This is a genomic window from Corynebacterium sp. HMSC062E11, assembly GCF_001811845.1.
Classification (GTDB): Bacteria; Actinomycetota; Actinomycetes; order Mycobacteriales; family Mycobacteriaceae; genus Corynebacterium; species Corynebacterium hesseae.
In genome coordinates, this window is sequence record NZ_KV806802.1 from 23868 (window position 1) to 29986 (window position 6119).

A 6119-nucleotide genomic window follows, 5' to 3' on the forward strand; every position below is an offset into this window, starting at 1 on the left:
TCGGCACAGAGTAGACTCAAGCAACGTGTTCTACTCTCAGCCTTCTCACAGGGCGGCGCCAGCGCGAGCTGGTGCCGCCCTTCTGGCGTGCGTACTCGGTGCAGCCTCATTAGTTGCATGCTCGCCAGCGCACGAAGCAGACTCCACGGCTGGCGGTTCAGCGCAGGCCAGCGTAACCAAGCCTGGTCCCATCACACATAGGAAAGGGCAGCTGCAACTTGCGGCAGTCCCAGATTCGGTGGGGCAGTTCCTGAACGGTGATGATTCCAAGGCCATTACGTATTACCGCATTGAGACGGGCATGCATATGGGTTCAGCCACCGAGCATCAGCCGCGCTATGCGCTGAGCCTAATCAAGCTCTACATCGCAACCTACGTGCTGGAACGCGGGTCCTTTGAGGACAAGTACGTGGCGCTGGATATGATTGCTGATTCTTCCGACGAGAGTGCTGCAAAACTCTTTGAGAAGTACCCGCGATCCATCGATGTCATCGCTAAGGAATATGGCTTGGAGTCCACGTCCGCGGGGGAGGACTGGGGGCATTCCATGACTTCTACCTATGACGTGGTGCGGTTCATTGTCCAGCTCATGGAAGATGATCCGACCCATCCGGTGCTGGTGGCGATGTCCCATGCCGATGCCGTCTCGGCCGACGGGTACCAGCAAGACTATGGAACCGCGAAATTGAGCGACGTCGTGGGCTCCAAATGGGGATGGTCGGACAGCAAGGACCGGCACTCCTCGGTGTCTTTCGGGGAGGACTTTGTTGTGGCTGCCTCCATCGAAGGCTCCGCCGAGGAGCTCACGTCCTACGTGCGCAAGGAGATTACCGGAAAGAACCTGGTGAAGGGCAACAACCTGAACAAGGAGGCGCTGGCCAACCCCAGTGCTATCGCCACGCGCTTGGCGACGTCCACCGCTACCACCAGTGCGACCTCCACAACGTCCACGGCGGCGTCGCCAGCAGCAGCGTCCTCATCTGCGGAGCCGTCCTCCACTGCGTCCTCGCCGGCTTCGCGTTCTAAGGCTTCGGCGTCGAAGACGACTGCGGCGAGGTAGGGGACCGCGCTGCAGAAAGGCGTTTAGCCCATGGACTTGCGCACGGTGTTGAGGATATCCACCGCACCGCGCACCTGGTCAGTGCTGATGGAGGAACCGGCGATGGTGATGCCATCACCGTTCACGCTGGAGCCGCGCCCGGTGGGATCCGGCAGAGAGATGTTGGGCAGCGGGATGTTATTCGGCGCCGCCGGGTTGTCCTGGGCCTTCGGCGGGTTAACCCCGCCGTTGCCCGGGGTCCACTGGCCCCAATCATTCGCGTAGACGGTGTTGATATCGCAGGTCACGCCGTCGATGGTGGCCTGGTTCTTGGCTTTCTGGTGGATGGTGGTGCGCGGGTGGATCTTGCCACCCGAGCCCCAATCGTGCATCCAGTAGAACTGGCCGATTCGGTCGGCAACGCACCAATCGATGACGTTGTAATTGCCGTATACGCTGGTCTGGTAGCCGGCCGCGCTCAGCGCTGTCGAGAAGGCCTTGAGGTAGGGGCGGATCTGGTTTTCATACTGGGCGCGGGTGGGGTTGTCATCGATAGCGATGTAGATGGGGCGGCCCGTTGGCCCGCCCGCGGCCTTGTGGATGGCGATGGCCTGCGGCGCGTGGATAGCAGCGCCCGCGGCGCCGTTGAGCCAGTCGGCGTTGTCGGCGCGGCCGAACTGGTAGATGGAGGCGGTCTTTAGGCCCGCTGCGGCGTTGGCCTTCGTCTCTGCCAGGGTGACGGGCTTGCCCTTCATCCACTCTGCGCCCGGACGGCGCTGGGAAACATAGCGGATGGCGCCAAGGTGGCCTGCCGCTTTGATGGCGCGGGCGGAAGGGACGCCGCCGGAGAAATCAACGATGGTGCCCACAGCTGGGCCTACGGCGAGCGCGGCGGGGGCGTGGCTGCCGATGGCACCGGCCGTGAGCGCGAGGGCGCCGGCTTTGATGAGGGAGCGGCGGGACAAAGACATGGTGGAGTTCTCCTAGCAGGGGTCAAGCTGGCTGATAAAGATGGGGCGAAGAAAGTATCTGAAGTCACTTTAGTCACGATGGTCTAAAATTGCATCACAATTAGTATGGGTGGGTGCACAGGTGCGCCTCGCAGAGTTTTCGAGGCGTATGGGATCTTAAGGACGGAGGAGTGAGCATGGCCGAAGAGCTGAGAATGCGGTTTGTGCAGGGAGACAGCGTTGTCCGGCTTAATCACCAGCAGTTCAGCGATGCCGAGGTGCAAGCGGTTCTCCACGGCTATATCGAGAACTGTCGCCTGAATTCCCCGTGGATCCTTGATACTCGTAAAGAAGGCAACACTCTCGTGGTGGAGCATCTTTTCCCGGCTGAAGAATTCATTGAGGTCAATAGCGACCGCATGGATATCGATGCCGACTTCGTCGAGTCGCTGCCCCTGACGTATCCCATCGTGTTTGAGATTCGATCTGGCTACCTGCGCATCCACAAGCCGCTGGCAGCCAGATACGGTGCGCTCCTCTCTGACTTCATTCGAGGCCTCTGGGAATTGCTGTTGCAAGGGCAGATGCACTACCTGTGGGACCACGGCTTTGCGCAGTGCGGCGGAGTGGGAACAATCCAGCTCAATGCCTATGGGCTGCTGGAGCCGGACGAGCCGCTCATTGGGTTCTATCGCGTGGACGTCGACATGCAGCACGAGGCCTGGGTGTACATCACCCCGCAAGGGCTCATTCTGGTTTTCGACGATGACGACGTCCTTGCCTTCGACAAAGTGGACATGCGCAATCCCTCGATTCCCTCTGGAGTCTTTTCTTTTAGCATGCTCAAGGCTGAGGTTGTTGGAACCGGTGGCGGCAAGACCATAAAAACCTCGTTGAGCCCGAAGGACCTCGGGGAACTGGACCAGGCACGAGCGGATATCCGCACCATGTTGTCCTCACCGCATCAGGGCCGGCCGCGCCGCATGGTGGATCCCAACCCGCTTTCCTGGCTCGTGGTGGACGGCGAAGAGCTGGGCCACATGGCGCAAGCGGATCTTGAGCGCTATCGCCGTCGGCGCAGCGATGCTGGGCGCAACCCATTCGGGGATGGCTTAGGCAACGTGCGCGAAGCGATGGGCAACCCCTTCGTAAATTCCTGGGAGGAGGATCTTTCGCCCAAAGATAACCCCTTCGCTTAAAGCGGAGTGGGCTTAGGGCTGGGTCGTGCGGAACGTGACGTTAGTGGGGTTTTCTACCGTGCGGGACACAGTGCAGTCCTTCTCGTGGGAGATGCGCACCAGGCGCTCCACCATGGACTGGGCCTGACGGCCGGCGTCGGTATCGGGGAAGCGGAGGGAGAATTCCACGTTGACGTCGCTAAGCCTGGAGGCGCCGTCCTCGTTGACGCGGGTGCCTTCCACGTGGACGTCGAAAAGCTCCGGCTCCGTGCGGCGGGAGGTGACCACGTCAACGTCGACGGCCGAACAGCCCGCTACGGCGGCGAGCAACAGCTCGACCGGGCTCAGCATGCCTTCGCCCGTGCCGAATTCGAGGCTGGCGCCCGCAGCATTCGTGGCGCGGTAGCGGCCGGTATCTACGCGGGTGACGTCGACGTCATACTTCTTCGTGATGTTGCTCATGAGCGTTCATCCTAGCGGCGGGAAATCATTTAAACGTGCGTTCATGCGGTCGTTACGTGAGAGCAAGCTATGGAGAATACATTTCTTATGTCTCTTTTGGCTTTATTCACTGTGATTGGAAGATCTATGACTTCTCGCCGCCTGCTCGGCACCGTGGTCACCGCCTCGGTGGCCGGTACGTTCCTCGTTGTCCCCGCCTCCGCCGCCGAACCAGCAGAAGGCCTGGGCTCGCGTTTTAGCATCGGCGTGTTGCCGGATACCCAGTTCTATTCTCGTTACTCCACTCCGGAAACTGGCAACCTGGCCCAGGCGCGCTACGGCAGCGAGCCTTTTAAGGCGCAGGTCGAGTGGCTGGTGAAGAATCAGGAAGCGCTCAACATGGACTTCGCTACGCACCTCGGTGACGTGGTGGACCAAGCGGACGTCGAGGGCGAGTGGAAGGTTGCCGACGAGGCCATGAAGGTCCTCGATGATTCCGACCTGAACTACTCCATCCTGCCGGGCAACCACGACATGATTGAGGATAAGTCAGCGCACCCGTACAACGACTACTTCAGCGCTGAGCGCGCCAAGGCTGCCAACCCGGAAACCTTCCAAGAGCGCCACGCCGCAGTCAACAATGACTCCGAGTACCACATTTTTGAAGCCGAGGGGCAGAAGTACCTGGTCCTGGCGCTGGGCTGGCGCGCGGACGATGCGGCGCTGGAGTGGGCACAGGGCGTTCTCGATGCGCACCCGGACCTGCCGGTCATCCTCACCAGCCACGAGGTGCTCAACATCGATGGTGCTGGCGAGGTCTTCTACTCCGATGACTATGGTCAGGGCCTGTGGGACAAGTTCATCAAGAAGAACGACCAGATCTTCCTCACCATGGGCGGCCATCACCACGGTGCGGGCTACCGTGTGGACAAGAACGGTGCTGGTCACGACGTCATCGGTATCCTGCAGGACTACCAGATGGCTTACCAGGGCGGCAATGGCTTGCTCGGCGTGCTGGAGTTTGACCTCTCCGGCAACGAATTGGAAATGACCGCCCTGTCCCCGTGGGTGGCGCAGAAACCGGCGGAGGAGCTCACGCAGTTCGACAAGCTCATCCTCGACGGCAAGGGCGATAGCTACCACGTGCCGCTGAACTTCAAAGAGCGCTTCGCTGACTTTGCCCCGGAGTGGAGCATCGGTGATGAGAATGACCCGGACCTTGGTCAGAAGGCCCGCGACATCGCTGAAGAGGGCTACACCCCGTACACAATTCCGAAGGATCAGCTGCCGGAGGGCCTGAATGACTTTGTGAAGGCTGATGAGACCGTCTTCCACTGGCGCCCGGGCCAGACCAAGGACAAGGACGGCAAGCAGCTTGCCGACGGCGACGTGGCCACCGAAGGTGCAGTCATTCCGGATGCCTTCGGTGCGGATGGTGCCGGCGACCTCGTTCGCGAAGGCGGCCCTTCCAATCTGGGCGAGCGCATCACCTACAGCACCGACCACCACCCGCTGTCCTCCGATTCCGGTTCCCTCTACTGGTCCGACCCAGCTGGCAAGACCGCGATGGCGGAGTTCCGTTCCAAGGAGGGCGCTGACATCAACAAGGTCGATACCTCCGCGGGTTACACCTTCGAGTCCTTCGTGAAGATTCCGAAGGATTTCAACGGCTCTGAGCACGGCTGGGGGAGTGCGCTCTCCCGCGACTCCAGCATTGCTGAGCTTGTCGACGGCTCCGATGACACCGACCCCACCGTCATGTTCGGCATCTCCAACCTGCGTGAGCTGCGCTGGTGGGCAGAGCCCAAGGAAGGCACCGGCTCCACCGTCTGGTCCCACGAGGTACCTACCGATGAGTGGATGCACATCGCCGTGGTGAACAAGCCGGATTCCGACACCGTGGAGATGTTCATCAACGGTGCTCCCATCCTGCGGAACGCCAAGGGCGCTGAGGGCCTCTTGCCGGGCGACCTGCAGTGGGTCATGGGCGCTGGTTTTGATAACCGCAAGCCGCAGGACCCGTGGTACGGCTGGATTGGTGAGACCCGCCTGACCCAGGGCGTTCTGGACTCCGACCAGTGGCTGACCGCTCGCCCCTCCATGAAGGATGAGGAGCCGTCCTCCTCCGCGACCACCTCACTGACTGAGTCGACCACCACGCCCACCAAGCCGACCAACACGCAGGAGCCTTCCATCGATGACATGGGCCAGGCCTTCTTCGCCGGCTCCAGCCGCGGCGCGAAGGTCATCCTGCCGATCATCGCCATCATCGCTGTCGTCGGCGGTGCCGCCTACGGCCTCATCCCGACCATCAACCGCATCTTCGGTCTTAACATCCCGCAGCCGAAGCTGCCGCAGATCCCGGGTCTGAACTAGTTACCGTTCACCCTCCGTCCCCCGACTCACATTGAGGCGGGGGTTTTCTATTGTGATGGCCCTGGGCGGATTTTAGCGGGTTAAGGGTCAAAATGTGTGTCTGTGGGGTTGCCCGCAAATCGTGGACACGTAGTG

At 61.1% G+C, this 6119-nt stretch carries 5 protein-coding genes; 3 read left to right on the forward strand and 2 right to left on the reverse strand.

The window, feature by feature from the left end:
* Positions 1 to 25: 25 nt before the first annotated feature.
* Entirely contained in the window at positions 26 to 1060 is a 1035-nt protein-coding gene (locus HMPREF2822_RS07410) for a hypothetical protein (RefSeq protein ID WP_070523095.1), read from the forward strand.
* Between the two features lie 23 nt (positions 1061 to 1083).
* On the opposite strand, the gene HMPREF2822_RS07415 is transcribed toward HMPREF2822_RS07410, so the two are convergent.
* Positions 1084 to 2010 (reverse strand): DUF1906 domain-containing protein, encoded by a 927-nt coding sequence (locus HMPREF2822_RS07415; RefSeq protein ID WP_070523098.1) that lies wholly within the window; start codon positions 2008 to 2010, stop codon positions 1084 to 1086.
* A 176-nt stretch (positions 2011 to 2186) separates the two neighbouring features.
* Between HMPREF2822_RS07415 and HMPREF2822_RS07420 the strand changes: the two genes are divergently transcribed.
* Positions 2187 to 3188: a hypothetical protein gene (locus HMPREF2822_RS07420; RefSeq protein ID WP_070523101.1), complete on the forward strand. Its 1002-nt coding sequence runs from the start codon at positions 2187 to 2189 to the stop codon at positions 3186 to 3188.
* A gap of 12 nt (positions 3189 to 3200) precedes the next feature.
* Here HMPREF2822_RS07420 and HMPREF2822_RS07425 read toward each other — a convergent pair whose 3' ends face one another.
* Positions 3201 to 3629, reverse strand: coding sequence for an OsmC family protein (locus tag HMPREF2822_RS07425; protein WP_070523102.1), 429 nt, complete (start codon positions 3627 to 3629; stop codon positions 3201 to 3203).
* Between the two features lie 126 nt (positions 3630 to 3755).
* Here HMPREF2822_RS07425 and HMPREF2822_RS07430 point away from each other — a divergent pair, with 126 nt between their 5' ends.
* Positions 3756 to 5984 carry a LamG-like jellyroll fold domain-containing protein gene (locus HMPREF2822_RS07430; RefSeq protein WP_070523103.1) on the forward strand — a complete coding sequence of 743 codons (2229 nt, stop codon included), beginning with the start codon at positions 3756 to 3758 and terminating at the stop codon, positions 5982 to 5984.
* Positions 5985 to 6119: the final 135 nt, after the last annotated feature.